The organism is Delftia tsuruhatensis NBRC 16741 (assembly GCF_001571325.1).
Taxonomy (GTDB): domain Bacteria; phylum Pseudomonadota; class Gammaproteobacteria; order Burkholderiales; family Burkholderiaceae_C; genus Comamonas; species Comamonas tsuruhatensis.
In genome coordinates this window covers 10,738-35,523 of sequence record NZ_BCTO01000040.1, presented here as the reverse complement: position 1 = coordinate 35,523, position 24,786 = coordinate 10,738, and the positions used below count along the sequence as shown (strand labels likewise).

The 24,786-nt window shown below is 67.1% G+C and carries 33 protein-coding genes and 1 riboswitch; of the genes, 12 read left to right on the top strand and 21 right to left on the bottom strand.

Annotated features, from left to right (window positions below; all coding sequences use genetic code 11):
• Positions 1 to 52 precede the first annotated feature (52 nt).
• From DTS01S_RS19530 to adk, 3 genes are all read left to right on the top strand, one after another.
• Positions 53 to 235 (top strand): Trm112 family protein, encoded by a 183-nt coding sequence (locus tag DTS01S_RS19530; protein ID WP_016445900.1) that lies wholly within the window; start codon positions 53 to 55, stop codon positions 233 to 235.
• Positions 236 to 288: 53 nt separating this feature from the next.
• Positions 289 to 1,083 (top strand): 3-deoxy-manno-octulosonate cytidylyltransferase, encoded by a 795-nt coding sequence (kdsB, locus tag DTS01S_RS19525; RefSeq protein ID WP_017405014.1) that lies wholly within the window; start codon positions 289 to 291, stop codon positions 1,081 to 1,083.
• A 256-nt stretch (positions 1,084 to 1,339) separates the two neighbouring features.
• Complete coding sequence (adk, locus tag DTS01S_RS19520; RefSeq protein WP_016445898.1) at positions 1,340 to 1,996, top strand: adenylate kinase; 657 nt, start codon at positions 1,340 to 1,342, stop codon at positions 1,994 to 1,996.
• 90 nt (positions 1,997 to 2,086) lie between these two features.
• Here the strand turns inward: adk and DTS01S_RS19515 are convergent, their stop codons facing one another.
• On the bottom strand, positions 2,087 to 3,076 hold the full coding sequence (locus DTS01S_RS19515) for an asparaginase (RefSeq protein ID WP_026062283.1): 990 nt from the start codon (positions 3,074 to 3,076) through the stop codon (positions 2,087 to 2,089).
• Between the two features lie 98 nt (positions 3,077 to 3,174).
• On the opposite strand from DTS01S_RS19515, the gene lexA reads away from it, so the two are divergent.
• The gene (gene lexA / locus DTS01S_RS19510) at positions 3,175 to 3,849 is read left to right on the top strand and encodes a transcriptional repressor LexA (RefSeq protein ID WP_016445896.1); all 675 of its coding nucleotides are present in this window, start codon (positions 3,175 to 3,177) and stop codon (positions 3,847 to 3,849) included.
• Between the two features lie 162 nt (positions 3,850 to 4,011).
• Positions 4,012 to 4,419: a hypothetical protein gene (locus DTS01S_RS19505; protein ID WP_016445895.1), complete on the top strand. Its 408-nt coding sequence runs from the start codon at positions 4,012 to 4,014 to the stop codon at positions 4,417 to 4,419.
• A gap of 83 nt (positions 4,420 to 4,502) precedes the next feature.
• On the opposite strand, the gene DTS01S_RS19500 is transcribed toward DTS01S_RS19505, so the two are convergent.
• Positions 4,503 to 5,684: an MFS transporter gene (locus DTS01S_RS19500; protein WP_017405012.1), complete on the bottom strand. Its 1,182-nt coding sequence runs from the start codon at positions 5,682 to 5,684 to the stop codon at positions 4,503 to 4,505.
• A 141-nt stretch (positions 5,685 to 5,825) separates the two neighbouring features.
• On the opposite strand from DTS01S_RS19500, the gene DTS01S_RS19495 reads away from it, so the two are divergent.
• The 3 genes from DTS01S_RS19495 (at position 5,826) to DTS01S_RS19485 (ending at position 8,323) form a co-directional block, all read left to right on the top strand.
• Positions 5,826 to 6,707, top strand: coding sequence for an AraC family transcriptional regulator (locus DTS01S_RS19495; RefSeq protein ID WP_026062282.1), 882 nt, complete (start codon positions 5,826 to 5,828; stop codon positions 6,705 to 6,707).
• Between the two features lie 157 nt (positions 6,708 to 6,864).
• Complete coding sequence (locus DTS01S_RS19490; RefSeq protein WP_017405010.1) at positions 6,865 to 7,341, top strand: sigma-70 family RNA polymerase sigma factor; 477 nt, start codon at positions 6,865 to 6,867, stop codon at positions 7,339 to 7,341.
• A gap of 4 nt (positions 7,342 to 7,345) precedes the next feature.
• Positions 7,346 to 8,323: a FecR domain-containing protein gene (locus tag DTS01S_RS19485; RefSeq protein ID WP_061288559.1), complete on the top strand. Its 978-nt coding sequence runs from the start codon at positions 7,346 to 7,348 to the stop codon at positions 8,321 to 8,323.
• A gap of 57 nt (positions 8,324 to 8,380) precedes the next feature.
• Here DTS01S_RS19485 and DTS01S_RS19480 read toward each other — a convergent pair whose 3' ends face one another.
• Both DTS01S_RS19480 and crcB read right to left on the bottom strand, forming a co-directional pair.
• Positions 8,381 to 8,932 (bottom strand): AAA family ATPase, encoded by a 552-nt coding sequence (locus DTS01S_RS19480; protein ID WP_026062281.1) that lies wholly within the window; start codon positions 8,930 to 8,932, stop codon positions 8,381 to 8,383.
• 178 nt (positions 8,933 to 9,110) lie between these two features.
• The gene (crcB, locus tag DTS01S_RS19475) at positions 9,111 to 9,497 is read right to left on the bottom strand and encodes a fluoride efflux transporter CrcB (protein ID WP_016445889.1); all 387 of its coding nucleotides are present in this window, start codon (positions 9,495 to 9,497) and stop codon (positions 9,111 to 9,113) included.
• Between the two features lie 81 nt (positions 9,498 to 9,578).
• Positions 9,579 to 9,642, bottom strand: a riboswitch (Fluoride riboswitch).
• A 167-nt stretch (positions 9,643 to 9,809) separates the two neighbouring features.
• Here crcB and DTS01S_RS29835 point away from each other — a divergent pair.
• Positions 9,810 to 10,454 (top strand): DUF4124 domain-containing protein, encoded by a 645-nt coding sequence (locus DTS01S_RS29835; protein ID WP_074931696.1) that lies wholly within the window; start codon positions 9,810 to 9,812, stop codon positions 10,452 to 10,454.
• A gap of 547 nt (positions 10,455 to 11,001) precedes the next feature.
• Here DTS01S_RS29835 and DTS01S_RS19465 read toward each other — a convergent pair.
• Entirely contained in the window at positions 11,002 to 11,700 is a 699-nt protein-coding gene (locus DTS01S_RS19465; protein WP_061288557.1) for an SOS response-associated peptidase, read from the bottom strand.
• On the bottom strand, positions 11,693 to 12,193 hold the full coding sequence (locus tag DTS01S_RS19460; protein ID WP_061288555.1) for a hypothetical protein: 501 nt from the start codon (positions 12,191 to 12,193) through the stop codon (positions 11,693 to 11,695). Before DTS01S_RS19460 ends, DTS01S_RS19465 begins: the two co-directional genes overlap by 8 nt.
• Positions 12,194 to 12,252: 59 nt before the next feature.
• On the opposite strand from DTS01S_RS19460, the gene DTS01S_RS29830 reads away from it, so the two are divergent.
• Genes DTS01S_RS29830 through DTS01S_RS19445 form a run of 3 tightly spaced genes read left to right on the top strand, consistent with a single transcriptional unit; the run spans position 12,253 to position 12,981 of the window.
• Positions 12,253 to 12,462: a hypothetical protein gene (locus DTS01S_RS29830; RefSeq protein ID WP_016453331.1), complete on the top strand. Its 210-nt coding sequence runs from the start codon at positions 12,253 to 12,255 to the stop codon at positions 12,460 to 12,462.
• The gene (locus DTS01S_RS19450) at positions 12,455 to 12,676 is read left to right on the top strand and encodes a hypothetical protein (protein WP_061288550.1); all 222 of its coding nucleotides are present in this window, start codon (positions 12,455 to 12,457) and stop codon (positions 12,674 to 12,676) included. Before DTS01S_RS29830 ends, DTS01S_RS19450 begins: the two co-directional genes overlap by 8 nt.
• 26 nt (positions 12,677 to 12,702) lie before the next feature.
• Positions 12,703 to 12,981, top strand: coding sequence for a hypothetical protein (locus tag DTS01S_RS19445; protein WP_074931639.1), 279 nt, complete (start codon positions 12,703 to 12,705; stop codon positions 12,979 to 12,981).
• Here DTS01S_RS19445 and DTS01S_RS19440 read toward each other — a convergent pair.
• The 15 genes from DTS01S_RS19440 to DTS01S_RS19375 all read right to left on the bottom strand — a co-directional run bounded on the left by DTS01S_RS19440 (position 12,978) and on the right by DTS01S_RS19375 (position 24,773).
• The gene (locus DTS01S_RS19440; protein ID WP_306307630.1) at positions 12,978 to 13,523 is read right to left on the bottom strand and encodes a Gp49 family protein; all 546 of its coding nucleotides are present in this window, start codon (positions 13,521 to 13,523) and stop codon (positions 12,978 to 12,980) included. The two genes, DTS01S_RS19445 and DTS01S_RS19440, sit on opposite strands and share 4 nt — an antisense overlap.
• Positions 13,520 to 13,855, bottom strand: a complete 336-nt coding sequence (locus DTS01S_RS19435) for a hypothetical protein (protein WP_061288547.1) — start codon at positions 13,853 to 13,855, stop codon at positions 13,520 to 13,522. The genes DTS01S_RS19440 and DTS01S_RS19435 overlap by 4 nt, the downstream gene beginning before the upstream one ends.
• Positions 13,852 to 14,241 carry a hypothetical protein gene (locus tag DTS01S_RS19430; RefSeq protein ID WP_306307629.1) on the bottom strand — a complete coding sequence of 130 codons (390 nt, stop codon included), beginning with the start codon at positions 14,239 to 14,241 and terminating at the stop codon, positions 13,852 to 13,854. Before DTS01S_RS19430 ends, DTS01S_RS19435 begins: the two co-directional genes overlap by 4 nt.
• A 46-nt stretch (positions 14,242 to 14,287) precedes the next feature.
• Complete coding sequence (locus DTS01S_RS19425) at positions 14,288 to 14,857, bottom strand: lysozyme (protein ID WP_061288545.1); 570 nt, start codon at positions 14,855 to 14,857, stop codon at positions 14,288 to 14,290.
• Entirely contained in the window at positions 14,857 to 15,156 is a 300-nt protein-coding gene (locus DTS01S_RS19420) for a holin (RefSeq protein ID WP_061288543.1), read from the bottom strand. The genes DTS01S_RS19425 and DTS01S_RS19420 overlap by 1 nt, the downstream gene beginning before the upstream one ends.
• A 39-nt stretch (positions 15,157 to 15,195) precedes the next feature.
• A complete protein-coding gene (locus DTS01S_RS19415; protein WP_255247326.1) occupies positions 15,196 to 15,594 on the bottom strand; it encodes a hypothetical protein in 399 nt (132 codons plus the stop codon).
• Between the two features lie 140 nt (positions 15,595 to 15,734).
• Positions 15,735 to 16,589, bottom strand: a complete 855-nt coding sequence (locus DTS01S_RS30605) for a hypothetical protein (RefSeq protein ID WP_074931642.1) — start codon at positions 16,587 to 16,589, stop codon at positions 15,735 to 15,737.
• A 6-nt stretch (positions 16,590 to 16,595) separates the two neighbouring features.
• Positions 16,596 to 17,102 carry a hypothetical protein gene (locus DTS01S_RS19410; RefSeq protein ID WP_046238392.1) on the bottom strand — a complete coding sequence of 169 codons (507 nt, stop codon included), beginning with the start codon at positions 17,100 to 17,102 and terminating at the stop codon, positions 16,596 to 16,598.
• 9 nt (positions 17,103 to 17,111) lie between these two features.
• A complete protein-coding gene (locus tag DTS01S_RS19405; protein ID WP_061288541.1) occupies positions 17,112 to 17,612 on the bottom strand; it encodes a hypothetical protein in 501 nt (166 codons plus the stop codon).
• Positions 17,605 to 17,961, bottom strand: a complete 357-nt coding sequence (locus tag DTS01S_RS19400; RefSeq protein ID WP_061288539.1) for a hypothetical protein — start codon at positions 17,959 to 17,961, stop codon at positions 17,605 to 17,607. The genes DTS01S_RS19405 and DTS01S_RS19400 overlap by 8 nt, the downstream gene beginning before the upstream one ends.
• Positions 17,962 to 18,025: 64 nt before the next feature.
• Positions 18,026 to 19,075, bottom strand: coding sequence for a hypothetical protein (locus DTS01S_RS19395; protein ID WP_061288537.1), 1,050 nt, complete (start codon positions 19,073 to 19,075; stop codon positions 18,026 to 18,028).
• Between the two features lie 2 nt (positions 19,076 to 19,077).
• Positions 19,078 to 20,058, bottom strand: a complete 981-nt coding sequence (locus DTS01S_RS19390; RefSeq protein ID WP_139223792.1) for a hypothetical protein — start codon at positions 20,056 to 20,058, stop codon at positions 19,078 to 19,080.
• A 2-nt stretch (positions 20,059 to 20,060) separates the two neighbouring features.
• Positions 20,061 to 22,148, bottom strand: coding sequence for a hypothetical protein (locus DTS01S_RS19385; protein WP_061288533.1), 2,088 nt, complete (start codon positions 22,146 to 22,148; stop codon positions 20,061 to 20,063).
• The gene (locus tag DTS01S_RS19380; protein WP_061288532.1) at positions 22,141 to 24,102 is read right to left on the bottom strand and encodes a beta propeller repeat protein; all 1,962 of its coding nucleotides are present in this window, start codon (positions 24,100 to 24,102) and stop codon (positions 22,141 to 22,143) included. Before DTS01S_RS19380 ends, DTS01S_RS19385 begins: the two co-directional genes overlap by 8 nt.
• Complete coding sequence (locus DTS01S_RS19375; RefSeq protein WP_061288530.1) at positions 24,102 to 24,773, bottom strand: hypothetical protein; 672 nt, start codon at positions 24,771 to 24,773, stop codon at positions 24,102 to 24,104. The genes DTS01S_RS19380 and DTS01S_RS19375 overlap by 1 nt, the downstream gene beginning before the upstream one ends.
• Positions 24,774 to 24,786 lie beyond the last annotated feature (13 nt).

The following is a 24,786-nucleotide window of genomic DNA, read 5'->3' as shown; positions in this document are numbered from 1 at the left end:
TCTCGGCTGGCTGCCACGGCCCGCCCTTTCCCTTCAAAACACAGGATCCGCCATGGACGCCAAACTTCTCGAACTGCTGGTCTGCCCCGTCACCAAAGGCCCGCTGCGCTTTGACCGCGAGCACCAGGAACTGGTCTCGCGCAGCGCGCGCCTGGCCTACCCGGTGCGCGACGGCATTCCCGTGCTGCTGGAAACCGAGGCCCGCACGCTGGACGACGACGAGATCGAGGACTGATTTTTCCCATCACCTGCGCCGCCCCACGCCTTCGCCTCACTCCTGCACGCACCATGTCCTCCGCGCCCTTCACGGTTCTGATTCCCGCCCGCCTGTCTTCCAGCCGCCTGCCGGGCAAGCCCCTGGCCGACATTGCAGGGCTTCCCATGGTCGTGCGCGTGGCACAGCGCGCCAGCCGCAGCGGCGCCGCACGGTGCGTGGTCGCAGCCGATGACGAAAGCATCCTCGCCGCCTGTGCCGCGCATGGCGTGGCGGCCGTGCTCACGCGCAACGACCATGCCAGCGGCAGCGACCGACTGGCCGAGGCCTGCGCGCTGCTGGGTCTCGATGGCGATGACATCGTGGTCAATGTCCAGGGCGACGAGCCGCTGATCGCCCCCGAACTCATCGACGCCGTGGCCGCCCTGCTGCCCCGGCAACCTTCGGCCAGCATGGGAACGGCGGCGCATGCCATTGACAGCCTTGCCGACTTCGTCAACCCGAACGTGGTCAAGGTCGTCTGCGATGCCCAGGGCATGGCCCACTATTTCAGCCGTGCGCCCATTCCCTTCGCGCGCGAGCATGCGGACCAGGCATGGTGGGAGACGGAATCGGCCGCCTTGGGCCACCCCGGCTTCGCACCGCTGCGCCACATCGGCATCTACAGCTATCGCGCCGGCTTCCTGCGCAGCTTCCCCCAGCTTTCCCAGGCACCCACCGAGGCACTGGAGGCCCTGGAGCAGTTGCGTGCGCTGTGGCACGGCCACCGCATCGCCGTCCATGTCACACCCCATGCACCCGGCCCTGGCGTGGACACGCGCGAGGATCTGGAGCGGGTGCGCGCCCAGCTGTCCAACCCGCCGGCCTGAATCGGCCGGCCGCTGAAAACGCACAAATGGCGATGCCGGGCATCGCCATTTGCAGCAACACCGCCCATGCGGTTTTGTCGGACAGCAAAACGCAGGTTTTGGCGATTGCACAGGCGACAGTTTTGCCCCGTGCGTGTAAGCCAGTGTTGGCCCTGTGCGTGCTATCCTTGCCCGCGACAAAAATATGACGCATGGACTGTCCGCCCCGGTGGGCCGATCCGGCAGACAAGAATTTCTACTCTCCTCAAGGACTTCCATGAAACTGATTTTGTTGGGCGCACCCGGCGCCGGCAAAGGCACGCAAGCCGCTTTCATCTGCCAGAAGTACGGCATTCCCCAGATCTCCACCGGTGACATGCTGCGTGCCGCCGTCAAGGCCGGCACGCCCCTGGGCCAGCAGGCCAAGGCCGTGATGGACGCCGGCCAACTGGTCAGCGACGACCTGATCATCAATCTGGTCAAGGAGCGCATTGCCCAGCCCGATTGCGCCAACGGCTTCCTGTTCGACGGATTTCCCCGCACCATTCCCCAGGCCGACGCCATGAAGGCCGCCGGCGTGAAGCTGGACTACGTGCTCGAGATCGATGTGCCCTTCGATGCCATCATCGAGCGCATGAGCGGCCGCCGCTCCCACCCCGCTTCGGGCCGCACCTACCACGTCACGTTCAACCCGCCCAAGGTCGAAGGCCTGGACGACGTGACCGGCGAGCCGCTGGTGCAGCGCGAGGACGACAAGGAAGAAACGGTCAAGAAGCGCCTGGACGTCTACAGCAGCCAGACCCGCCCGCTGGTGGACTACTACCGCGCCTGGGCCGAGAAGGAAGCCGCAGCAGCCCCCAAGTACCGCGCCATCAGCGGCCTGGGCTCGGTGGAAGACATCACCCAGCGCGCCCTCGCAGCACTGGCTGAATGACGCAGGCCATGCGCCAGACCCCAGAAAAGCACCCGCCGGGTGCTTTTTTGTTGCCCGCCTGCATCTGAAGCGCCGGCGACGCCCGGAGGATCAGTCGCGCGGCTGCGCGGCCAGCGCCAGCATCATGGCAATCCGCGCCTTGGCCACGGGCAGTTGGACCAGATCGGCCTCTGCGGGGTCCGTGCCAAGCCCCGAGGCAACGGGCAGGCCTTCGGCGCAGCGCGTGCCCCGCCAGATCCAGACGCCTTTGTCGCGCGCGCGCAGCAAGGCCGCTTCCATGCTTTCGTGAATGGTCGCATTGCCCGTGCCGGCCACCACGATGCCGCGCACGCCTGCGGCCACCAGCGCATCCACGCCGCAGGCTCGCGCCAGGGCACTGCTGAACACCACCTCGACCCAGGGCAGCTCATCCAGCGCCAGCAGGTCAGACAGAGCGGGAGCGGAAATCGCCATCCGCGCAACGGGGGCAACCGGCGTGACCGGCGCATCAGGCACCAGCCAGCGCACGCGCCCTTCCTCCACCAGGGCCTGCGGACCACCTTCCATGGAGCGCATGGCCTGCAGTCGGTAAGGGTGGACTTTTTGCACCTGGGCCGCCGCATGCACTTCGCCGCCGGCCACCACCCACACACCGCTGCGCCCGCCGCTGGCGGCCACGGTCACGGCATCGCGCAGATTCTGCGGTCCGTCGGCCAGCAGGGCCGTGGCCGGGCGCATGGCGCAAGTGAGCACGATGGGCTTGGTGGCAGGCAGCAGGCTGTGCAGCAGCCAGGCCGTCTCTTCCAGCGTGTCCGTTCCATGCGTGATCACCACGGCGCGTGTGTCCGCATCCTCCAGCGCCTGCGTGCAGGCACGCAGCAACGCGCGCCACACGGGCCAGTCCATATCCTTGCTGTCCACCTGCGCGAGCTGCTGCGTCTGCACAAGCCCCAGCGCCTGCTGCTCCAGATCCGGCACGGCATCGAGCAGCGACTGCACCGTGATCTGTCCGGCCTTGTATCCCACTGCCTGCGACTGCGAATCCGCCCGGCCGGCGATGGTGCCGCCCGTGCCAAGAATCACCAACTTTGACTGCCCCACTTGCACCTCTTGGAAAACTGGTTAAAAATACAGATACTGTATAAATCATCAGATGACTTCTCTGCCTGCCATCTGAATTCAAGGACCGGACGCACGCCATGCTCGACCATCCCAAGCTCACCGCCCGCCAGCAACAGATCCTGGACCTGATCCAGGCCGCCATCTCCCGCACGGGCGCGCCCCCCACCCGCGCGGAAATCGCCAACACGCTGGGCTTCAAGTCCGCCAACGCAGCAGAGGAACACCTGCAGGCCCTGGCCCGCAAAGGCGTGATCGAACTGGTCAGCGGCACCTCCCGCGGCATTCGCCTGCGTACCGACACCGTGCGCAACATCAATGCCGCACGCGGCACCAGCTTCGGGCTGCCGCTGTCGGCCCTGGCGCCGCTGATGCTGCCGCTGGTGGGCCGCGTTGCGGCGGGCTCGCCCATTCTCGCCCAGGAACATATCGACCAGACCTATTCCGTCGAACCCAGCCTGTTCCAGGTCCGCCCGGACTATCTGCTGCGCGTGCGCGGCATGTCCATGCGCGACGCGGGCATCATGGACGGCGATCTGCTGGCCGTGCAGTCCGCGCATGAAGCCCGCAACGGGCAGATCGTCGTGGCACGCCTGGGAGATGAAGTCACCGTCAAGCGCCTGCGCCGCACCACGCAGGGCGTGGAACTCCTGCCGGAAAACCCCGATTACCCGGTGATCCGCGTCGCTCCCGAAGAGGCCTTTGCCATTGAAGGCCTGGCCGTGGGGCTGATCCGCAACAGCATGTCCATGTAAGCCGGACGGGCAGCCCTGCACGGGTTGCCACACCCTATTTCATGCACCGCCCAGGTGGTAGGCGCGAAGCCTTGCAGCTTCGCCCTGGGCGGAGCTTTGCCCGCAAACCGCAATCCTGCCTGTGTCCATGCCTCTTTGAAATACGCCAACAGGAGTCGTCACATGGGATTCGCTCTGCCAACACTGTCTTCTCTGTCCTTCCTGCGCCTGGCACAGGGCATTCGCCTGCCCGCCGCCGCCATGGAGCCCGCCATGCGCACCATCCAGCCCGAATCGCCTGTGCAATCCGAGCAGGCGACCATCCTGTCCTTCAGCAAGGCACGCCGCCGCAGCCAGCAGCGGCGCAGCAAGTCAGCACGGCTGCCAGAACACAGGGATGCGCAGCTGCTGCTGCCCCTGCAACCCGAACTGCCCTCCCTTCCGGCAGATCAGGCCCTGCCTTCGGGTCTGCGCATCATCCAGCGCTCGCCGCAGGAGCAGCCCGAATGCCTGTTCATCTCGGGCCGCATGGCCGATGTCTGTGCCGCCCTGGAACGCATGGAAGCGCACGGCGCGCAGACACCGGCCTGAGGTCGCCCTGAGACCAACCCGTCCACCCGGTCTGCGAGAGCCCGGGCCTGTCTCTTGCCTTGCCCAGCGGCAGGGGCTGCGCATCAGGCCCTGACAGCCGCCGGTGCAGCACTCCCCTCGCTGCGCCGATTGCGCATGCACCACGCCTGCGCCGCGGCAACGCACAGAATGCACAGCACGACGCTCAACGAAAAACGCAGTCCGCGCGCATCGGACAGCATGCCGAACAACGGCGCCACCATGCCGCCTATCGACATGGCCAGCCCCAGGGTCAGCCCGCTGGCCGTGGCCTGGTTGCGCGGCAGATAGTCCTGGGCCAGCGTGACCTGGGCGGCAAACGGAAGAAACATGCACACGCCCAGGGCCATGGTGCAGGCCAGCGCCATCCATGGCGTGGAGGCCAGGGCCAGGGCCGCCAGAGCAGGCAATGCCAACAGGTAGCCGGCGCGGATGGCCTGCATGCGCCCCCGGCGATCTGCAAGCGTGCCCCCCAGCAAAGTGCCCACCGCCGCAGCGGCTGTGAATGAGGTCAGCGTGGCCGCTCCCATGAAGTCCGAGCCGCCCAGCTCGCGCGTCACGAACATGGGCAGGGTGGACAGCACCGTCACATAGGGAATCGACCAGCAGACGATGACCCCGCACAGCAGGAAGAAGGCGCGCCAGTGGTTGGCGGGCAATTCGCCCTGAGCCACGGCCGGGCGCCGGGTGGCGCAATGGTCCTTGGCTCCATCCCGCCAAGTACAGGCATACCAGAGCACCAGCATGGCCGCTGCAGGCAGGGCCAGCATCCAGCTGCGGTGCAAGGCGCCTGCGCCCACCACGGCCGCAGCCAGCATGGGAGCGAACGATGCCCCCGCCGTTCCGCCCACCGAAAATACGCTCATCGCCTTCTGCGAGCCGCCGCCCGCCATGCGGGCCGCCACCGTTGCGGACGGATGGTAGGCCGCGATCCCCAGGCCGCACAGCACGGCAGCCAACCAGCTGACCCAGTAGTCCGGGCTCATGCCCACCAGGGCCAGGCCCAGGGCGGCCACCACAAAGCCGGCCGGCACCATCCAGGGCCGTGGCGACCGGTCGGCATACAGGCCGAACAGCGGCTGGACCATGCTCGACAGGCCCGTGGCCGCCAGCATCAGGCCGCTGGCTTCCGTATAGCTGTAGCCGCGCTCCAGCACCATGAAGGGCAACAGCGCAGGAACCAGTCCCTGGTAGAGGTCGTTGATGGCATGCGTGCCCGTAAGCAGCCCCAGACGTGCGCGGTTCATGCCCTGCCTCCTGTCACGTCCGTCATTCTCGAAAGGGAAATCATCTCCATACCTGCCACTTTCCTGCGGATTGAAAGTGGGTCATCGTAGAAAGTGCATGATCTGCATTCCTGCTACGAAGCAACAACAATCGTCGAGAAAATGACAACCCGGCAAAGTGGCCCACTTTCCCATGCCCGCACACGCGCCTGCCTGGATGACGTGCCTGCGGCCGCTCCATTGCCCCCGCACGGCGAGCACACGGCCCGCCCGGTCGTGGCCTTTGCCACAGACATGGCGGCCGGCGCTGCCATCGCACCGCATGCCCACCGCCGCGGCCAGCTGCTGCATGCCACCGAAGGAGTGATGCTGATCCGCGCGGATTCGGGCAGTTGGGTCGTCCCCCCGGGATGCGCCGTCTGGGTTCCACCACAGGCCCTGCACGCCATCCACATGGCCGCCGGCCCCGTGGCCATGCGCACCGTGTTCGTGGAGCCGGGGCTGCGGCCCGGCCTGTGGCAAGACTGCCGAGTGATGCAGGTCACGCCCCTGCTGCGCGAACTCGTGCTGGAGGCCATCGAGCTGCCCATGGACTACCCGCTGGGCGGCAGGGAGGAGCGTGTCATGCAGTTGATCCTCGACGAAATGGAGCGCGCCCGCGCCCTGTCCTTGCACGTGCCCATGCCCCGGCATGGCGCCCTGGCCGCCTGCTGCCGCAGCTTTGTGGACGACCCATCGCAGGCCGCCGGCCTAGCCAGCTGGGCACAGCGGCTGCACATGCATCCCCGCACGCTGGCACGCCTGTTCCTGCGCGAGACCGGCATGAACTTCGGCGCATGGTGCCGCCAGGCCCGTCTTCTGCTCAGCCTGCCCCGGCTGGCCGCTGGCGCCTCGGTCCTGGAAGTGGCGCTCTCCCATGGATACGACAGTCCCAGCGCCTTCACCGCCGTCTTCCGGCGCAGCTTTGGCGCTCCGCCCAGCGCCTACCAGCGCAATCGCCCGGCGCAGGGCCGGCGTGGAAGTTCCGCCAGCATCTCCCTGTAGCGCACATGCAACAGAAAGATACCCAGTCCTCAGGAGTAAAGCCTGTGTGAAAGATAATTGATAAGCATTCTTATTATCTTTTGCAACCGAGACCGCCACGTTGCCCATCTCGGCTTCTACGCCCGGCCTCCCCGCTTCTTTCGCACAAGCCCTCTCCGTGCACAGCCTCTACCAGAATCACCATCCCTGGCTGGAAAGCCTGCTGCGCAAGCGCCTGGGCAACCGTGACGATGCGGCCGACCTGGCCCAGGACACCTTCGTGCGCCTGCTGCGCTCGCCAGTGCCGCAGCAGGACATCCGCGAGCCCAGGCGCTACCTGGCCACCATCGCCCGCGGCCTGGTCACCGACCTGTTTCGCCGCCGCACGCTGGAGCAGTCATATCTGGACTATCTTGCCCAGCTGCCGCAGTCGCTGGCGCCTTCGCCCGAGGAGCAGGCCATCGTCCAGCAGACCCTGCTCGACGTGGACCGCATGCTCCAGGGCCTTGCACCCAAGGTGCGCGAAGCCTTCGTCCTGTCCCATTTCGAGGAACTGAGCTACCCCGAGATCGCCGAGCGCCTGGGCGTGTCGCTGCGCACCGTCAGCAACTACCTGACCCGGGCGATGGAGCATTGCTGCCTGGTCCTGGCATAGCCACATGGGCGAGGGATCTTTGGAAAGCAACGACCGACGGGCCTTGCATGAGGCCGCTGCCTGGCATGTGAAACTGCGCGGCACCGCGGTGACGCCAAGCCTGCAGCAGGCCTGGACGGACTGGCACGAGGCCGACCCCGCCCACCAGCGCGCCTGGCTGCGCGTGCAATCCGTCACCGCACAGCTGTCGCATCTGCCCGCACCCTTGGCGCGCCAGGCGCTGGGCCGCCGCTCCGACCCCAATCGCCGTTCTGCGGTGCGTGCTGTGGCCCTTGGCCTGGGCAGCGGTGCCACGGCCTGGCTCGCCTGGAAAGGCGCGCCGCTCGAGCACTGGCAGGCCGCTCATCGCACTGCCACTGGCGAGCGCCGCGACCTGACGCTGCCCGACGGCTCCCTGGTGGCCCTGGATACAGCCACCTCCGTGGACGTGGCTTTCGACGACCGCCAGCGCCTGCTGCGCCTTTACCGCGGCCGCATCCTCGTCGCCACCGGGCCAGACGCACTGGGCCGCCCCTTCAGTGTGCAAACCCCGCAAGGCCATGTACTGGCCCTGGGAACGCGCTTCACGGTCCATGTCGCGGACGACGGCCTGTGCCATGTCAACGTGCAGGAAAAGACCGTGCGCCTGCAGCCCCTGGACAGCGAAGCCACCCCCGCCGAGCTGCAGGCCGGGCAACACGCCGCCTTCTCGGCCAGCGCCGCCCAGCCACCCGCGTCTGCCGATCCCTTTGCCGCCAGCTGGCACGAAGGCGGACTGATCGCGCTGGACATGCCGCTGGGCCAGCTGATCGACGCCCTCGCCCGCTACCGGCCCGGCTACCTGGGCTGCACGCCCGAGGTGGCAGGCCTGCGTGTCTCGGGCGCCTTTCCCGTGGACGACACCGATCGCGCCCTGGCCGCGCTCGTCAGCCGCTTCCCCTTGCAGTTGAGCACCCGTACACGCTATTGGGTGCAAGTGCAGGCACGGTCTGGCGGGGATTGAGTAGGCGATCGAGGAGGCGTTCCAGTGGGCGAGCCGGCGGCCGCACGGCCTTTGCGGTCAGGCCCGCACATACGGGTGATGCACCACGTCGAAGCCCTCCTGTGCGCAAGGCGCGACAAAGTAGCTGGTGATCAGGTCGAACTGCTCATCGCTGGCCTGAAAGGGATGATCCCCCGCCGCATTGCGCGCACGCAGGCGCTGCTTGCAGACCCCATCGGGCACATCCAGGAAATGCAGGCGGTGGGAGGCACCCACCCTCTCGAACACGCTGCGCGCCCAACCTCTGCCTTCCAGCGTGTTGGCAGGAAAGTCCAGCACCACTGAAACGCCGGCATCCAGCAGCGCCTGCACATGCGCCCCCATCAATCCCTTGAGCCGCGCGCTGCAGCGCACATAGTCGGCCACCGACTGCATCTCGCCAGGATACAAACCGGCCAGCCAGGAATCCTCGCTGACCAGCACCGTGCCGGGCTGCGCCGCCAGTTGCCGTGCCAGCGTCGACTTGCCCGAGCCGATCTTGCCGCAGACCATGTGCAGCGTGGCCGGCCGCGCAGCGCGGGAATCGGCCTGGGCGTCGTCCGCATGGCGGGACGGTTCGAGAACCTGCATATCCATCTCCTGAAAGGCTTGTGAAAACCCTGGAGGCGGAATGAAAAAACCCGCCTCCTCTGGGCGGGTTGCATGGCGCCGAAGGCCGCTGGCTAACCCACCATCCAATGGATGGTGCGAATAATCTGCGTTGCGTTCAGGCGGGCCATGGCGCACAGCATAGCGCAATCAGGGCGCCTCAATGGGCCACCATCCGAACCAGCCCCAGCCCCGCAAACAGCGCGGCAACGCCCAGCACCAGCGAACCCAGCGCATACAGCACGGAAGCGAGCCAGTCGCCGCGCTCGTACAGCATGCCGATCTCCAGTGCGTAGGTCGAAAACGTGGTGAAGCCGCCCAGAATGCCCGTGGTGATGAACAGCCTCGCACTCTGCGGCAGCGAAGTCTTGAGCGCAAACCACTCCACCACCACCCCCATCACGAAAGCGCCCAGCACATTGATCGCCAAGGTGCCCAGCGGATAGGCACTGCCCACCAGCCGCAGTGCAAGCAGGTTCGAGCCATGCCGTAGCGCGGAGCCGAGGCCGCCGCCCACGAACACCAAAATGAAACCGTAGATACCCATGACCGTCCTTTCATCAAACAACCGGGACGGGCGCGCCGGGCAGGATCAAGACACGGCCCTGCCACCGGCAGGACACGCCCCACCAAGGCAGGAGCCATCAGCCCCTTGCAGGGCGGTTTCGGGAAGCTCCATTCCCATCGTGCAGCCATTGCTGCGGTGGTCGAGTTTACTCCGGGCAAGCGAGCACAGGCAGCCATCCCGTGGCGGCAATACCGACCCTGCATCCCTTGCAGCGGCCTATTGGAATAACTTAACCTCAACCGATTCACCGTACCGGGATACCATCACTCCCATTCATTCACCGAGATGCATATGCGCCTATTGACTCTGACAATCGTTGCGACATTTCTGGCTTTACCTGCCGCCGCCCAGGTCTATCAATGCAAGGATGTTTCTGGAAAACTGATTTTTTCAGACAGCCCCTGCAGCAGCGACCAATCCGGCGCACTGATACAGCGCAAAAAATCGGACGATGAAATCTACCGCGAACGGGCCGAGGCCGCAGAGGCCAATGAGCGAAAGCAGCAGCGCCAGATGAACGAAATGCAGCAGCGCCAGATCGAGAGCCAGCAGCGCGTCATCGAACAGCAGGCCCGCAAGGCGAATGCTCCTGCACCGGAGCAGCTCGGCGCATCCTCCCAGTGCAAGGAGGCGCGCAAGGAGCTGGAATTCGTATCCAGCATTCGCACCCTTTCCCTGGATGAAAAACGGATACGCACCAATGCAGCAATCACCAGCGTCAATGCTGCATGCGGCTCCAATACGCCGCTGATGCAGGAACCACCGAAGCCGGTTTTCACACCGCGGGCGGCCCATCCTGTTCCTCTATCCAGTTGCAATGGTGCACTTTGCTACGACAGCAATGGCGGAATCTACAACCGCAACGGCCAATTCATCAGTGACAGTCAAGGGCGGAGCTGCCGAATACTGGGTGGAACCATGATTGAGTGCGACTGAGCGCGGTCCATCACACTCTCGGCCTTCACCGGCTTCGCCGGCAGGTGGCAACCCCCAAGTCCCGTCCGACCAGGGGTCCGCAAGGCGTTGCAGGGTGTAATTCGCTGATACAGCTGCGCGGGCGACAGAGCGTGCCAGTGAGCGGCTTCACCTGCCAGGGCTTGCTGGCATCTGCGCGGCTTGTGTAACCATGGCTGCGCGATCTGGCGCGGGCCGAAGCCTTCAGCCTCAAGCCCGGGGCTGCTTGAACGACAATGTGACCGTCGGGCCTCGGGGCCCTGGCTGCGCAAGCGTCACACAATAGTCAGGCAGGCCGGTTCAGGTAGGCGTTGATGATGCCCAGGGCAAAGCGCAAAAGCGGATCAGAACATTTGCCGACAACCTCTTGCGCGGCAACCCGGAGATAAATCAAAGGCTTATGAGAGATTCACAGGCAATGAACATCATCATTCTTGAAGAAGCCTTCTCCCTCTGATTATCAGAATATTCTCTAAAAGCTACACCAGAACCTACACCGCATTCAGCGGGGAGCGGGTTCTGCTTCTGCTTATTCCCCAGCTTTTAGAGCGAGCAGCTGCTCGGCTGGAAGCAGGCCCTCTTCCTCAGGCTTCTCTGCCCCGCTCCGCAACGCTCCCAGCGGCGGCAGCTTAATCAGCACGTCGGCCTGGGCGGCCGTGCCGTGCAGCCAGGCATCCCAGTCGCCAGGCTCCAGCATCACGACCCCGCGCTTTTCTTTTCCCGGCCGGTGCATCAGCGAGAGCACTGGGTGCCCGTCAGCAGGCTGCGTGATCATCGTGTAGTTCGGCACCAGCTCGCCCGTCTCCGGGTCCGTCCATTCGCTGTACAGGCCGGCAAGAGCCGCTGGTTGCCCGTCCGCGCGCCGGAACGACCACCACACATTGCGCGATCCTAGGCCCCAATACGGCTCCACCCACGACGTCACGGGGATGAGGCACCGCTGACCGGCGCGCCATGCCGGCGCAAACGTCCAGGACTTGGCCAACGTCTCGCGCCGCGCGTTGTTCGTGCTCATGGGCGTCCCGTCGCGGGTAGTCGGCCGGCGCGTGGGAGCGCTGCGCGGGATCATGCCCCACTGCCCCACCTCCAACTCGCCGCCGGGCTTGACGTACGGACCCAGGGCCAGCGGCGTGACGTGCGGCTTCCACCACCTGTTCGGCGCTTGGCGTCCCAGCGCGAAGGCACGCTCGATCTCTATCTCTTCCGGCGGGGTGTAGCGATTACACATAGGGCCACCTCTTGGTGGGCCGCTCGATTGCAGCCTTGGCCGCAGCGTACTGCCCTCCAAGCCAGCTTTGCATCAGCTGCAGCGCCGGATCAATGCCGGCAGCGTCCGGACAGCACAGCCAAGTCTGGTTCCACCGCCGCAGGCCCCCTTCATCCCATTCTTGGCCGCGCAGCAGCATGGACCCGTCCTCGCGCATTCGCAGCATTTCCACCTGGGTCATCCCTCTCGTGAGCTGATCCCCCGATCCGGGATCAATGATTTCCACGCGATCATCGCCATACCCTCCTCTGGTCGTGACCAGCAGGCCCGTGACGCGGCGGATGTCACGCAACATCGGCACGGACAGGTAGACGCCACAAAAGCGCAAACGCAGCATGGTCGTGCGCCAGCCGGCCTCGACTTGGCCCTTGCGCTCCTGCTCGCTGCCGGGCGCGCAGCCCTCTGAGCGATATCGGCCCGGCAGATCTGCCAATCCTGCTGAATCCTGGGTCATGACATTTTCACTGTATGAATGTACAGTTATTATGCAAACCCGATCTCCAGGAGGTCCAGATGATCACCCCTCAAGCAACCCAGAAATTCGCCCTGCTCCGCATGCCCGAATGGTTCGGCGTGCCTGAGATTGAGCCGCTGCCAGCCCCGCCAGAGGCCTATCGGATAGTGGAAGCGCACCCCGGATGGTTTGAAGTGCGCGGGCCGGGCGGCGCGCTGGTATACAGCGGCCTGGGGCCGGTCCAGATTCTGGCGAACCACCATGTATGAAGATGACGACCCGCTGAACTGCCTGCACCCCACAGTGGTATGGCCATCGGGCTGGGCGGCGGTCTGTGGGCAGGAGATCCTCCCGCTGGCCCCGGAGTGCTACCGGGTTGTGCACACGGCTCCATGGTGGTCCATCGTCCTGGACCCGGAGGGCAATGTCGTGTACCGCGGCTTCGGGCCTGTCAGCGTGATCCGCTCGCCTGCGCCGTTCTGATTCGGGTCACGGGCACAATGCCGCCCATGATCGATCCCAATCACCCAAAGCACACAGTCCACAAGCGCGTCGTGGAGGGCTTTCAGGGCCACTGGAAAGCCCACGGCAGCGACAAGTACCCGCAGCGCTTCAGGTTGCCGCCTGAGGAGCTCTACCACCTGGACTATGTGATGCATAAGGGCGAGCACCCGGGCCTGATGTGGGGCGTGCCACTCGAAGCTGACCCCGCGACGAAAGGCGAAATGGTCGCAATCGACGGAACGGTGGTCTCGATAGCGCCGGCTGACCCGGCGCCTGCGGCTTAGGAGCCTGCCGCCAGCTTGTCGCGCAGCCGGAAGCCCAGCAGCGGCCAGATCTTCTGCACGGCGTTCTCGCGCGCGATGCGGCGGCCGATCTCAGCGTCGAAGTTCTCGGGGCTGGCGCACGCGCTTTCGCCTGTCACAGTGAAGCCGTTGCGCAGGCGGAGCACGCAGAAGGTCAACAGGCCCAAGTTCCCGGGGATATCACCGAAGTCCAGCGGGTTCTGCGCATCGGGATGACGCGCGCCCTGCTCCGCTGTGAAGTAGTGCTCGCCGACGATCTCTCGCTGGATGTCATCCGGGGTGACCCGTGCCGCGGTCTTGCCCTTGGCCTGGATCTCGTCTTCGATGGACTGCTCAGCCGGAGAGAGGTCGGGCAGAGGGCCTGGGCCGGTGGCTGTTGTGCCGTCGGCATAGGCCTTGGATTCGATCACCGCGCCAGGCACGCGGGTGGCGCAGTCGCACGGCCCGGCCGGCATGGCGGGCTCGTTGTGCACGGCGCAGTCGGAGGCATGGCTGCAGGCACTGCCGCAGGTGTGTTGTGTCATGGGTGGCTCTCTGTGGTGGTGCCTGCGGCCGGCAGGCTCGGGGTAATGGGGCGGCGGCAGTTGGCCAGGGCCGCTGTCAGCCTGATCTCGTAGGCCTCGCGCCGCTCGATCTCGGCCAGGACGGCCTGGGTGAACTGATCCACCGTGGCGCCGGGGCGCAGCTGCTCGGTGGGCATGGCCGGTCGCTCAGGCACCGGCTCGTCGCATGCCACTGGCACGGGCACGTTCACCCGCTGCAGCTCGACGCGCGCCGGTGGCGCCTGGCAGCCGGCCAGGGCCAGCAGGGCAGCCAGCACTGCGAATTGACGAATTGAGCAATTTGTCAATTTCATGGCTTCGCCCTCCCCTGCAGCCAGTTGTCCACCCGGTGCTGGGCGCTCGCGCAGGCATCGCCGGGCACGGCTGGGGGTTTGGCCAGGATCTCATCGGCGCGCTGCTCGTGCTTCCGGGCTTGTGCGGCGGCGCTGGTTCGCGCGGCCTCGCCCTCTTTCTTGCGCCGGTCGGCCAGCTCGCGGAGGTCATCGACTGCATCGCTGCAGGCGGCGGCCAGGTCGCGAGCGCCGTCCCGCTGCTGGGTCATCTCGCCCACACTGGCGCGCGCGACTGCGGCGGCGTCACGCTGGCCCAGGTAGGCCCTGGTCAGCAGCACGTTGCCAAGCAGGCTCACCAGCAGCGCGAGGACAGCGGCCGCGAGCAGTTTCGGTGTGATCCCGATCACCGCCCGCCCCTCCACCAGTACCACCACATTGCCCAGAGGATCGGGTTCATAGGTCCGCCCCGCACTTCTTCGTTTCGTCGGCGCGCCGGTTGGCCAGGCCCTGGACGAAGGTGTAGACCTTCCGGCCGGTCTTCGGCTCAATGTGACTCGTGAAGCTCCAGACCACGCTGCCGTCATCGCCGCGGCTGATGCGCTGGCAACCGCGCTCCCACTCACCCCGATTCCATGCGGCCATGGCGCCGCTACCGCAGGTGGCCGGTGCACCCAGGTTCCAGGCATGGCTGCTGGCCATGTCGAGCACGCTGGGCGGCGGGAGTCTCTTGAAGCAGGGAATCACCTGCCGCTGCACACGCTCCAGCGCCGCAGCCTCCTCTGCCACGCACTGCTCCTCGGTCCACCGCTGGCCGACAACGATGGGGGTGGTAGTGACGTGGCGCGTCAGACCGTTGCAGACCGTTGGCAGGCCGCCGGCCATGCTGTCTGCGTAGACCACCAATACCCTCTTGGGGCCGCTCTCCCACTGCTCCAGGTGCTGGACCAAGGTCGGAGACAAAAGCGTCACAAAGCCGCCGAGGGCGGCCACCCAGATGACTCTGGACTGAATTCGGGCGGCCATCAGTCCACGTCCTCAAGGGCGCCCATATTCGTGTCGTGAGGCACCGGCTGGCGTGTCGCGCGCATGAGATCGATGCGAATCTGGCGCTCTTGCTGCCGCAAAGCGTGCTCTGCGACCAATCGTCGATTGGCTTCTCGCTTGTAGTACCAAGTGATCGCCACGCCAGCCAGGGCCACCAAAGCGCCTACGATAGCCGCAAACTCACTTGCGGTGATGTAACCCGCCCCAGACAAGCCGGCCCCTGCGATGGTGACCTTGTTGCCGGCGGCGCCGATGGAGTCGAGGGTTTCAGTTTTCATGACCCCGATGATTCCGGGGCCGGGCCGCGCTGGCGAACCCTACACGGGGGCCGCAGGCCAGCCGGCCGCGACATCGATCTGCGACAGCGCCAGGGCGTCGTCGGCCACAGCGTAGATCTGGTCCTCGATGCGCTGCCGTGTGCCCGTCAGCAGCCCATGCACCTGCCGGTACTTGTCGTCCTTCTCGCGGATGCGCTCGGCCAGCACCAGGCGGTCCAGCCCGCGCGCCAACGCTGCGGCATCGATCCAGGGCGTGGCCGCTGCTGGGTCGACCTCGAGCGCCCTCGCCTCCTCCGTCTGCACGGGCCAACTCTCGCGCTCGCTCAGCGGGTATCCGGCTGCGATGACTTGCATGCGCCTGCGGTACTCGGCTGCCAGGGCCTGGCGCAGCGTGGCGGCAAGCTCCACAGCAGGCGGCAGCTCTGCAGGTATCGGCACGCCGCCAGCCGCGAGCCAGGCGCGGTATGCGACAGCGTCAGGGCTGAGAGGGAACTCTGGCGCCGAGGCCAGAGGAATCGTGGCGCGCACACCGTCAGTCCAGAGGTAGACGTGCCCGGCGTCTTGCGAGAGCTGATAGGTCACGAGTAGACCCCCGATCCATCATTCGTTCCAGCAGCATCACCAGGGAAGTAATTGGCGCCAGACCCGAAGGTCTGAATCACGGAATTCGTGCCGACTGCATATCGAATGCCTGTGGCACTGCCGGAGAACGTGATTGCGTTGATAACGACGACAGAGCAGAGCCCGGCAACCACGGTGGCATATCCAGCAACTGGAGTGCCGACAATCGTGCATGTGTAACCGCCAACATATTCGAAATATGCCCCGGCGTAGGCCGCTTCGAAAAAGGTCTGTGCGGCGCCTGTGATGCGCGTGTTTGCCACGATGTAAACGGCAGCGCCACCACGCGAGAACACGTGCCGACTTGCGCAGGCGCCAAATTCGGTGAAATCACTGAACGTCACCGTGGTTCTGCCTTCCGCTCGAAGGCCGGAAGCACCCGATCCCGTCGCCTGCAGTTTCAGTCCACCCAGCGCCCAAGCTCCTGCATTCACGGCACGCACGGCATTGACGCTCGCTGAAGTCGCACTGATAAGCACATTGGCGGGGGTGGTCGTGTTGCCTACGATTCGAGGAGCCAATGCGCCAACACATGAGCGCAGTTCAAACGGCGCATAGGTTCCGTCTGCAACCTGGATCGTGGCTTGCTGGGTGCCAAGGTCGAGGTTCGCAATGGTGTCCACTGCTTTCTGCACAGTGGCGAACGCCCCGCCCGCCGTATTGCTAAGCCCGGTGTTGCTGTCACTGCCATCGGTGCGGACGTAGTATGTGCGCGCGGCGGTGAGCAGCTCGCGCACGCCGGCCAGCGTGTCTCCCGTGGGCAGCTCGCGGATGCTGCCGCTGACGTTGACCAGGGGACGCCGAGAAGCCATGGCGGATCAGGCCAGCACTACGGGCACGCCGCCCTCGAAGTTCACGGCGGTGGTGCTCACGGCCACGCCCAGGCGCTGCACCACGTTGCCCGATGCGCTGGGTGCCGTGGCGCCGCCCGTGCCCGCAGTGGTCTGCAGGAATACAGGCCCAGGGGTCTGGGCGGTGACCTGGGTATTCGTGCCCTCGAAGTACACCGTAGCGTTGGCGCCGCTGGTGACGGCCGCCAGCACGAAGCCATGCGCCTCCTTGCCGGACGTTGTGGCGTCGGCCTTGCGGACCTTGGCGCCCGTGCTGTTCCACACGTTGACCCAGTCGCCGGCCGCGAGCGCCTCGCTGGCTGCGATGACGGCGGTGTCGGCGCCAATTCCCACGGGCATCATGCTGTTGTCGATGCGGCCCGAATCGTCCAGGGCCACGATGTCGCCCGCATTGGCCGCGCCGGCCGAGGTCTGGATGCCCAGCACCTCGGTGACCAAGTTGTTGACGAGGCGGAGAAATTTCTTGGCAGCCATGGTGGCCTCCTATGCAAGGGTGATGGGTGGGTTGATGTCGATGAGAACGCGGGTGGCGGACAGGGCCTCCCCGATGACTTGGGAGAACAACGCGCCTGGCGGCAACGCCTGGGCCAGTTGGCCGGCCTGCCCGACCAGCACCGGGCCGGACGTCCAGGTCCAGCCGCTGTGCTCCAGCACAAAGCCGGTCTGCACCACAGCGTCGTCGCCTGGGCTGTAGGCATCGGCCACCACGCCCAGCACAGCGCCACGGTGCGTGGGATTGGTGGAGTCGGCCGCGATCAGCTCACCCAGGGCGTTGCAGGCCACCACGCTGTGGCCGCTGATGGGGGATGGGCCGACCTTGACCGTGATGGCGTCGCCGGCTGGACCTGGCGGGCCCTGACGGCCAGGAGGCCCCTGCTGTCCCAGCTCAACGATCTCGGTTTCTTGGACCTGCTCGACCAGCACCGAGTCCTGCGCCTCTTCAGCCAGGATCTCGGTCTCGTGCACGACCAGCACGTCAGCCACGGGTGACCTCCGGGCTCACACAGCAGGAGCCTTGGGCCAGGCGCGTGACCTCGCCGCCGGGGTGGACGATTTCCAGATCGAACACCCCGCCGCTCCAGGCGATGGTCGCCGTGGTGCCCGCATCGACCAGCAGATCCACCGTGCCGGCCGTGCCGCCCAAGGCAATTCGACTGTTCTCCGTGGTCAGTTCCAGCAGCGCGGCCGTAGACTCGACCTCCTCGCGCACCTGCATGCGGGCTGTGCAGCCTGTCAGGTCAATGGGGGTCTTGTCGGGGTTGAGCCAGCGCAGGCGCCGCCGGAACGTGGCGCCCTGGTAGATCGTGAAGTTGAGCTTGGCCGGCTTGGTCATGCCCAGCAGTGTCCCGGCCAGGGACTGCAGTAGCGAACCCTAGCCGGGGGCGCGGCTCAGTGCATCACGGATTCAGGATCGAATCCCAGTCCGTCACATCCCGCTCGCTGCCGCTGTAGCTGCCGCTGGCCCGGATCTGGTTGTTCAGCGTCGTCACCATGTTGCCCAGCATGTCCACGATCTCCTGGCCGTTGACCATCTTGAGCTTGGCCACGTCCACTGCCACATCGCTGATCTGCAGGGCGTCGGCCGTGCTCTTGTAGTGCCGCTGGGCTGCTTCCTGGGCCAATTGCGCCAGTCGGGCGTTGAACTGGGCGGGCAGCGCGTAGCTGCGGTTGTAGCTGTCGATCACGGCATCCTGGTCGCTGATCCACAGGCCTCGGGCACGCAGCTTGTCGCGGAAGGCCTGGGCCGTCTGCTGGTGCAGCTGCTTGATGCGGTCCATGCGCTGGTCCAGTTCGGCGCGCACCAGGCGCATCTTGGTCTCGCGCTCTTCGCGCAGGCGCGCGGCGTGGGTGGCCGCGATGGCATCGGCTGCTGCCCGGGTGCTTTCGGCGTGCAGCCGCGCGATGGCGTTGTGCGTGGCGCCCGGGGCGAAGCGGTGGCCGCTGGCGGCGGCGGAATCCAGCAGATCCCGCTCCCCTGCCCAGGCGTCCTTGCGCGCCAGCACGAAGGCGGTGTCGCCGGCCACGCGGTCCACGCTCTCGATGTAGGTCGTGCCCACCGCCGATGTCAGGGCCGACTGGATCCACGCATCCGCGTCGGCGCCTGCGTCCAGCAGACCCGGGAACAGGTCGTTGACCACGCTGCTATAGCCCGTGAAGAACGTACCCACGGCCTGCTCGATGACCTGGGGCAGTTGGCCCACGACCGGGGCCGAAGCCTCGCCCGAGGCCGGGCCCAGGGCCGTCAGCACGGCCGATAGGCTGTTGCTGTGCTTGGCCTTGGCGACATCGGGTTCGCCCGGGATGCCATCGATGATCTGGGTGATGGCCGGGCCGATCTTGGACTGCATCCGGCCTTCGGCGTCCGTGATCATCTTGCCGATCTTGTCGATGGCGGTGTAGACGATGGCGGCCGACAGGCCCTGCATTGCGATGCCGGTGGTGGCCATGCTTACTCCTCGGCGTTCACGGTGTTGGATTCGGTGGCCTGCGAGTTCACCGAAACGCCGGCACTGTTGAGCGCCGATGCGGAGCCGGTGGACAGGCGGCGCAGGCGCTTGACCTGCTGCTCTACGTTCAGGCCGATGACTTCCAGCGCGCGGTCGTTCATGGCCTTGACGGTGCGCTGCGAGGCGGCGCTGCCGTCCTGGTTGGCCAGGACCTGGGCGTCCCAGCGCTGCAGCTCGGCGCTGGCCACCTGCATCTGGGCGGCGAGGGCCTGGTCGTCGCGGCGCACGCGCGTCAGGTACTCGTTGTTGCGGCCGAACACGTCGTACATGATGTTCATGCGCCCGAACACGAAGTCCATGGCCGTGTCCAGCGCGGCATTGCGCAGGCGCGCCAGCTCGGTGACGGCGTCCACCAGCAGGCGGCGGCGCTCGGCTTCGCGGGCGGCTGTCATCTGGGCGGCCAGTCGGCCCTGGTACAGGTCCACCACGCCGCCGGCCACGGCCTGCAGCGCTTGGGCCGCGCCGGCCGGCACGGGCAGCCCGCGCTGGTTGAGTCCCCCCAGCACCTGCAGGCCCTGCTGTTGGGCCTGGGCCAGCCGGTGGTCCTGGCCGACATAGCCCAGGCCGTCCTGGCCGTGCATGGTGGCGCGCAGCCAGTCCACGGCATTGCGCCAGCCCGGGCCCACGGGCGCCACGATGTCCATCACGCCCTGGAACTCCACGGCCCATTCGTCGGCCACCTGATCCAGCTGCCGGGCCAGGGCCTTGTCGTGCTGGGCCACCCAGCTGCCAGCGGAAGCGGGATTGAACCCACTGCTGTACTGGGGCAGCCGGTAGGCGCCATCGGTCCTGGCGGGGGTGAAGGATGTCACCGGAGATTCGATGGCCTGGGCTTCGCCGTACTTCTGCAGCGCAATGCCCCAGGCACGGCCCAGCAGCTCGTCAAACAAAATCGCTGATGGCAGCGCGCGTCCATTGGCCATGGTCAGCCCCTCCCGATCCGGCGCTGGCCCGCGACCACGCCGAAAACAATGTTGTCCAGCTCGGCCGCGCCCTCACCCACAAGGTCGAAGGTGAAGTAGTTGGCAGCCAGGCCCCGGCCCGGATCGAAGCGCTGCACACGCTGCACCGCATCCACGCGCCGCGCGCGGTAGGTGTAGGTCTGCTGGCCGTCGCCGATGCGCACATACAGCTGGCCCGTGGCCGAGACGCCCGCATGCACGGACTCCAGCCGCTTGATGGCCTGGCTGCCGAAGTCGTGCTTGCCCAGGCCCGCACCCCATTCGATGGGCAGGCCGGCATCGGTGGTGCCGCCCAGGCTGTAGACGCCATCGGCACGCAAGCCGAACTGCCGGCCACCCACGGTCATGAAGCTGTCGAAGGCGTAGCCCTCGTAGCGGGTGGAGGCGCTGGATTCGGTATTGACGACCCAGGCATGGCCCGGATCGACCAGCACAGGCTGACCGTCCACGACCCGGAACACCAGCGCCCGATAGCGCTCCACGGCGCCCAGATGCTCGAGCACGCTGGCCACGATGGCCCCGGAGATCTCCGTCTCGGCCGCGCAGCTGATCTGCTCGTTCACGTCCAGCACCAGACCGGCCGCGCCCAGCGTCAGCGCGCCCGAGGCGCCCACGCGCTCGGCGATGACCAGGGTCACATAGCCGCTGGCGTTCAGCGCCGCCTCAGCGCTCAGCAGGTCCTGCGCCCGCACCAGGTGGGTCAGCGCTTCCACATCGGACAGCAGTTGCACGGGCCCCAGGGCCAGCCGGCCCTCGGCATGCCGGTCCTGGGAGGCCACGGTGAAGGCCGGGCCCAGGCGCATCTGGTAGTCGTGGCCCTGGCCGCTGATGATGGAGCCGTTGACCACGGGCGGCGGCACGAAGGCCGTGCCGATGGAGTACTGCGGGATCCAGGCGCCCTCTCCCACCTCGACCTCGGCCGTGGTCTGCAGGCGCGCCAGCGTGGGCCGCGCCACGGCGTCATTGCGGGCGTCCGATGCCCGGACCTGGGCGCCGGCCAGCCGCAGCGCGCCGCGCGGGATGGGGTCGCCGGCCACGCGCAGGGGCTGCAGCCGCGCCTTGACCTGGGCCAGCGGCCGGTCAGCGGCGAAGAGGTCCAGCGGCTGCAGCCCCATGCGGATCTCCAAAGGCTCCAGCGCCTGGCCCTCCACCTGCAGCGGCGCCAGGTTCAGCACGGCCGTGCCGTCCTGCTCGACCACACCGTCCTGCAGCCGGGGCGCGTCCACGACGTCATCACCGGCATACAGCACAGCATCGAGCACATAGGGTCCGGTCATCGCAAAGCGCCCCTTGTAGACGCTGACATCGTTCAGGAACCACTCGATGCGCCCGCCTCCGACCTGGCCGCGCACCGTGTCATTGCCCGTCATCGAGCCCACGCGCTGCAGCGTGACGCCGGCATGGCGAACGTTGACCTGGCCATCCCCAAAGAGCAGGCCGTACTCCACATTGGCGAACGATGAACGGCTCACGCGCGGAACCTGGCTGGCCAGGGTGAAGCCCACCACGGCGCCCACGGGCTTGCCAATCACGAAGCTGGCCGTGCCGATCCAGCTGGCCGGCAGCTCGCGCAGGCTGTGCGCTCCACCGTTCCAGCCGAAGTGCCAGTCGTAGGTGCGGCGCTCCGGCGTGGCGACCTTCGGCGGCCGCGCCGGGATCGCAGGCTGGGCCGGTATCACGATGCGCACGTTCTCGCGGCGCATGATCCAGGCGCTGGTCCAGGTCAGGGGCACGCGCTGGGCGTCGGCATAGTCGGATGTCTGCACGTAGGCCCAGACATCGCTGTAGTGGGCTGTCGCTGCGCTGAGTGATGGGTTGCCCACGCGCTCACGCAGCACATCCAGCGGCGTGCGCCAGGACACCAGGCGTTCTCCGCCGGGCAGCTCCCGCTCCAGCCGCTGCATCTCGTGCGGCCCAGCCTCGACCCGCACATCGCGCCATTCGTAGGTGACGCGCTCGGGGATGGCCGGCTGCCCCGGGAACCCCGGGTCCGCAGGCGTGGCCGGCACGAACTCGACCAGCTTCTTGTTCTTGATCAGCGCGTTAACCATTGGCGGGCTCCTTGGCGCGGTGGTCGGCCATCCAGGGCCGGCCGGGGTTCATGGGCAGCAGCTCGCCGTTGTCGTCGCGCAGGCTCAGCACGGGGAACAGCTCGCCGCGGTTGAAGTCGAAGCGCGAGTCGTCGATGTCGTAGCCGCTGGAGCCGGGCAGCAGCTGGCCGTCCACCCAGGCCCAGTACGGCAAGCGCATGCTGAGCGCCGTGGCGCGCCAGCGCTGGCCCCCGTCGCGGCTGGTGTACAGCTTCACGGCCAGCGGCAGGATGGCGCCGCTGTCGTCGGTCTGGCGCGGGCCGTAGACGGGGATGGCCAGCGTGCGCTGGTCCAGCGCCACGACAAAGCCCACGCGCTGGGGCCAGGGCTGGGGCAGCATCCGCCGCTCCCAGGTGGCGCCGCCGTCATCGGAGACCATGAGCTGGGCCCGGCTGCCGGGATAGTCGATCACGCCCGGCGAGCCCTCGGCGTGGATGTACTGGGGATCGAACTGGACCCACAGCAGCGGCTTCCTGTCCACGCGCACGCCGCCGCCGTAGCCCACGGCCCAGTAAGGCGGGTAGTGCCGCAGGCCGCCGATCACATCGCCAGCATGCAGCCCTGCGCTGAACCGGCTGCCCGGGATGGTGCTGATGCGCGTGGCGCCGGCGCGGGTGAACGCATAGACCTGCACGCTGGCCGCATCGGGCGCGGGTACCAGACTGTCCAGCTGCAGCGCGGAGACCAGCAGGAGCGTGTCCTTGTCGCGCGGCACCATGGCGGCGATCACGGGCGCGGCGTTGCCATCCGTGATCCCGGTATGCGGCACATGGACCCAGGTGGCGCCGTTGTCGTCGCTCCAGAGATAGGCCCAGCCCGCGCTGGCCGCGCCCTGGCTGCCGCCACCGGGCAGGCGCAGCGTGGTCATGCGCAGGGCCAGCACCAGAGTCTGGGGCGACAGGCGCACCAGGTCCATCTCCACCGGTGCCATGTACTGCCCAGGGCCCACGGCAGCGGGCATGGTGATCTTGGAGGTCTGCACGCCATTGGCCGTGGTGCGTGTGCAGGTCAGGCGGTACAGGCCCGAGGAATCGGGGTGGTAGCAGTCCTCGGCCAGGCCATGGACGGCGACCAGGCTCAGATAGCTCTTGCCATCCTGCTTGGCCATGGCCGGCTCGGCCACGGCATAGGTGCTGCTGGGGTCGGCACGCATGCTCAGCAAGACCCTGCCGAACAGCAGGCCGGCGTTGGCCGCATAGACCTTGCTCGCGTCGTACAGCTGATCGTCGTCTGCGAAGAAATCGATGGAGCGCGACCCCGGGTCAAAGCCCAGGCCGCTGTGCACGCCGAACGAGAGCAGCACCTTGCCGCCGGCCGGCCGGTCCGGGTCCATGCGCACCAGATCGACACCCGTGCAGCGGCCGACGCGGCGCACGGGCTGCGCGAAGCCATTCATCCCCGCGAAATACCGCGTGTCGCCGGCCGCCGAGACCTCGCGCACCAGCAGCACCGTGCCGTCGCCCAAGCTGAACAGCCGCCGCTTGCCGTTCTTGGTGGCATGGTCAGCCGTCTCCACACGGGTCTCCACACGGGTGAAACGCGGCACGCGGGTCTGCAGCTTGGAAGCGGCCAGGTTGCCGAAGGACAGCGGCCCCTGCTGCTCGTCCAGCGCAGACGCCATGAGCTGCACCCGGGGCACAGCGTCGGGCGCGCCCGGGGCGGGCGGCGCCACATCGTCGGGTACGGCCTGTGCATAGCCATCCGTCAGGCGGCGCGCGTCCGGCGGCTCCCACAGCGACACCAGCTGCACGACCTCGCCACCCGTGCGGCGCATGGTGACGAACTCGCCCGAGCGCTGCACCTCGCTGCCGTCGCGCCGGTCGGTCATGAAGGTGTTGCCCACATCCAGCATGCCCTTGAGCGCCTGGTGCTCTGGCCCGCCGGCATCGCCCTTGAGGTCCTTGTGGATCAGCATCACAGCTCCTCGCGCGCCAGCAGGAAGTCGGTCCAGAACTCGGAGGGGCCGCCTCCGCTGGTGCCGTTCCACCAGAAGGCAGCAAGGCGATCAATGCCGTTGAAGGCGCCATCGGCCTGCACACGGTTCGTCGCTGATAGCGCATAGGGCCGCATCTCTTGCCACTCGAATTCCGTGCCCGCCAGTTCGGCTGCCGTGATCTCGCCCAGCAACACCTCGCCGTCGAGTACCTGGAAGCCACCGCCCAGGCTCACCAGGCGCAGCTCCTGCACCGTCGAAGGCACGTTGACCGGCTTGACCACAGCACCGGCCGCGTCCAGGTCGAACTCATGCACGCCCTCGTTCGTGTCCTTGTACAGCAGAGTGACGTCCGCCGTGACACCGACGGGCTCACCGGCCACCGTGACCTGGTACAGGCCCACGTTGATCGTGCGCACCAGCTGGGCCGGAGCGCGGACCTCAAAGTCCGGCGCCGGTGGCAGGCCCAGCTCGAGGAAGCCGCGCGACGGGTTGATCGCATCCCCGTTCCAGCCGAACGCCCAGTGCGCCGCATCGATCAGGTCCTGGAAGTCCAGGCCCAGGTAGGGATCATCGGCGGCCACCACGGCCACGAGCACGTCGGCTTGGGGCAGCAGGGCCCCGGCCTCGTAGACGAGCGTTCCAGCAGCCATGCCCGCGCCCCGA

What these genes read in the sequence shown, in the direction of transcription:
- DTS01S_RS19410 (WP_046238392.1), bottom strand. Translation starts at nt 17,102, where the DNA reads ATGGCTGCCAAGAAATTTCTCCGCCTCGTCAACAACTTGGTCACCGAG.
- DTS01S_RS29830 (WP_016453331.1), top strand. Translation starts at nt 12,253, where the DNA reads ATGATCACCCCTCAAGCAACCCAGAAATTCGCCCTGCTCCGCATGCCC.
- DTS01S_RS19530 (WP_016445900.1), top strand. Translation starts at nt 53, where the DNA reads ATGGACGCCAAACTTCTCGAACTGCTGGTCTGCCCCGTCACCAAAGGC.
- crcB (WP_016445889.1), bottom strand. Translation starts at nt 9,497, where the DNA reads ATGGGTATCTACGGTTTCATTTTGGTGTTCGTGGGCGGCGGCCTCGGC.
- lexA (WP_016445896.1), top strand. Translation starts at nt 3,175, where the DNA reads ATGCTCGACCATCCCAAGCTCACCGCCCGCCAGCAACAGATCCTGGAC.
- DTS01S_RS19420 (WP_061288543.1), bottom strand. Translation starts at nt 15,156, where the DNA reads ATGAAAACTGAAACCCTCGACTCCATCGGCGCCGCCGGCAACAAGGTC.
- DTS01S_RS19445 (WP_074931639.1), top strand. Translation starts at nt 12,703, where the DNA reads ATGATCGATCCCAATCACCCAAAGCACACAGTCCACAAGCGCGTCGTG.
- DTS01S_RS29835 (WP_074931696.1), top strand. Translation starts at nt 9,810, where the DNA reads ATGCGCCTATTGACTCTGACAATCGTTGCGACATTTCTGGCTTTACCT.
- DTS01S_RS19380 (WP_061288532.1), bottom strand. Translation starts at nt 24,102, where the DNA reads ATGCTGATCCACAAGGACCTCAAGGGCGATGCCGGCGGGCCAGAGCAC.
- DTS01S_RS19400 (WP_061288539.1), bottom strand. Translation starts at nt 17,961, where the DNA reads ATGACCAAGCCGGCCAAGCTCAACTTCACGATCTACCAGGGCGCCACG.
- DTS01S_RS19480 (WP_026062281.1), bottom strand. Translation starts at nt 8,932, where the DNA reads ATGCAGGTTCTCGAACCGTCCCGCCATGCGGACGACGCCCAGGCCGAT.
- DTS01S_RS19460 (WP_061288555.1), bottom strand. Translation starts at nt 12,193, where the DNA reads ATGACCCAGGATTCAGCAGGATTGGCAGATCTGCCGGGCCGATATCGC.
- DTS01S_RS19390 (WP_139223792.1), bottom strand. Translation starts at nt 20,058, where the DNA reads ATGGCCAATGGACGCGCGCTGCCATCAGCGATTTTGTTTGACGAGCTG.
- adk (WP_016445898.1), top strand. Translation starts at nt 1,340, where the DNA reads ATGAAACTGATTTTGTTGGGCGCACCCGGCGCCGGCAAAGGCACGCAA.
- DTS01S_RS19425 (WP_061288545.1), bottom strand. Translation starts at nt 14,857, where the DNA reads ATGGCCGCCCGAATTCAGTCCAGAGTCATCTGGGTGGCCGCCCTCGGC.
- DTS01S_RS19435 (WP_061288547.1), bottom strand. Translation starts at nt 13,855, where the DNA reads ATGAAATTGACAAATTGCTCAATTCGTCAATTCGCAGTGCTGGCTGCC.
- kdsB (WP_017405014.1), top strand. Translation starts at nt 289, where the DNA reads ATGTCCTCCGCGCCCTTCACGGTTCTGATTCCCGCCCGCCTGTCTTCC.
- DTS01S_RS19375 (WP_061288530.1), bottom strand. Translation starts at nt 24,773, where the DNA reads ATGGCTGCTGGAACGCTCGTCTACGAGGCCGGGGCCCTGCTGCCCCAA.
- DTS01S_RS19505 (WP_016445895.1), top strand. Translation starts at nt 4,012, where the DNA reads ATGGGATTCGCTCTGCCAACACTGTCTTCTCTGTCCTTCCTGCGCCTG.
- DTS01S_RS19485 (WP_061288559.1), top strand. Translation starts at nt 7,346, where the DNA reads ATGGGCGAGGGATCTTTGGAAAGCAACGACCGACGGGCCTTGCATGAG.
- DTS01S_RS19385 (WP_061288533.1), bottom strand. Translation starts at nt 22,148, where the DNA reads ATGGTTAACGCGCTGATCAAGAACAAGAAGCTGGTCGAGTTCGTGCCG.
- DTS01S_RS19395 (WP_061288537.1), bottom strand. Translation starts at nt 19,075, where the DNA reads ATGGCCACCACCGGCATCGCAATGCAGGGCCTGTCGGCCGCCATCGTC.
- DTS01S_RS19500 (WP_017405012.1), bottom strand. Translation starts at nt 5,684, where the DNA reads ATGAACCGCGCACGTCTGGGGCTGCTTACGGGCACGCATGCCATCAAC.
- DTS01S_RS19465 (WP_061288557.1), bottom strand. Translation starts at nt 11,700, where the DNA reads ATGTGTAATCGCTACACCCCGCCGGAAGAGATAGAGATCGAGCGTGCC.
- DTS01S_RS19495 (WP_026062282.1), top strand. Translation starts at nt 5,826, where the DNA reads ATGACAACCCGGCAAAGTGGCCCACTTTCCCATGCCCGCACACGCGCC.
- DTS01S_RS19450 (WP_061288550.1), top strand. Translation starts at nt 12,455, where the DNA reads ATGTATGAAGATGACGACCCGCTGAACTGCCTGCACCCCACAGTGGTA.
- DTS01S_RS30605 (WP_074931642.1), bottom strand. Translation starts at nt 16,589, where the DNA reads ATGGCTTCTCGGCGTCCCCTGGTCAACGTCAGCGGCAGCATCCGCGAG.
- DTS01S_RS19440 (WP_306307630.1), bottom strand. Translation starts at nt 13,523, where the DNA reads ATGACACAACACACCTGCGGCAGTGCCTGCAGCCATGCCTCCGACTGC.